The organism is Salidesulfovibrio brasiliensis JCM 12178 (genome assembly GCF_001311825.1).
In the GTDB taxonomy this organism is placed as follows: Bacteria; Desulfobacterota; Desulfovibrionia; order Desulfovibrionales; family Desulfovibrionaceae; genus Pseudodesulfovibrio; species Pseudodesulfovibrio brasiliensis.
The window spans coordinates 1-1401 of record NZ_BBCB01000164.1; the positions used below are offsets into that span (position 1 = coordinate 1).

At 67.5% G+C, this 1401-nt stretch carries 2 protein-coding genes; both read left to right on the top strand.

Annotated features, from left to right (window positions below; all coding sequences use genetic code 11):
- On the top strand, positions 1-807 hold an 807-nt coding region (locus JCM12178_RS18855), incomplete at its 5' end, for an alpha-2-macroglobulin family protein (protein WP_500799080.1).
- A 6-nt stretch (positions 808-813) separates the two neighbouring features.
- Positions 814-1401 (top strand): transglycosylase domain-containing protein (locus JCM12178_RS17360; RefSeq protein WP_172677184.1); only part of this gene is annotated, 588 nt, incomplete at its 3' end.

Sequence of the window (1401 nt, forward strand, 5' to 3'; positions counted from 1 at the left end):
GGCTCCGGCCTGCGCGACAGCGCGCTGATGCTGCTGGCCCTTGCCGACGCCGCCCCCGGCGACAGGATGATCCCCGAGCTGACCGGCAACGTCTCGCGTCTCATGGGCCTCACCCGCTGGGGCACCACGCAGGAGAACGCGCTGGCCTTTGCCGCAGTGGGCAAGGCCCTCGGTCTCGGTGACGCCGCGCCAGTGAGCGGCACATTGACCTTCGGCGACACCGAGCATCCCTTCAGGGACGTGGACACCTTCACCCTCGCCGACCTTGAGGGCGGCGCTCCCGTCAGCGCAACCCTCGCCACCGACAACGCCACCGCATACTGGTCCGTGACCACACGCGGCGTGCCGGACAGCGAGCACTTCAAGCCCGAGTCCAGCGGCATCGAGGTGCGCCGCACGTTCCTTGACCGAAACGGCAAGGCCGTGGACCTCGCCACCGTGGAGCAGGGCGCGCTCGTTATCATGAAGACCGAGATCAAGACCGCCGGAAACGCGGTGGAAAACGTTGTGGTACAGGCGCTGCTGCCCGCGGGAATGGAAGTGGAGAACCCGAGGCTCGCGTCCTCCGAGGTGGCGGCGTTTGCCCCGGACGAAGAGCAGCCCATCGCCGGGCATCAGGACCTGCGCGATGACCGGGTGCTCTTCTTCACCGACCTGAACCGCGCGGGCTGGCACGCCGGATACACGCAGCTTCGCGCGGTCACGCCCGGCACCTACGCCCTGCCGCCCGTGCAGGCAGAGGCCATGTACGATCCCTCGATCATGGCCGTGAGCGAGCCGGGCACCATGACGGTGAAAAGGAAGTAAAACGCAATGCGGCTCCGCACCCTCGGCCTCGCGGCTGCGGGCACCCTGCTTGCGTGCCTCGTGACATTTTCGGTCCTGAATACCCTGTTCCCCTTTCCGGATGAGCGACTCAAGCCGCCCTCCGGAACGCGGGTGCTGGACCGACACGGCACCGAACTGCGCCGCTTTCTGGCGGCGGACGGCATGTGGCGGTTTCCCGTAACCATTGACGAACTTTCGCCCGAACTGGTCACGGCGCTGGTTGAGAGCGAGGACCGCTGGTTCCGGCTGCATCCGGGCGTGAACCCGTTGGCAATCCTGCGCGCAGCGTGGAGCAACCTCCGCGCCGGGCGGGTGGTCTCGGGGGCGAGCACCGTCCCCATGCAGATCGCCCGCATGAGTGATCCCCGGCCGAGAACCCTGTCCGCCAAGCTCGTGGAGACCTTTCGCGCCCTGCAACTGAGCCTGACCCACTCCAAGGACGAGCTGCTCGAAATCTACCTGAACACCGCGCCGTTCGGCGGAAACATCATGGGCGTCGGCGCGGCCTCGCGGCTGTATTTCAACAAGCCCCCGGACCGACTCTCCCTCGGGGAGTGCGCCCTGCTGGCGGTG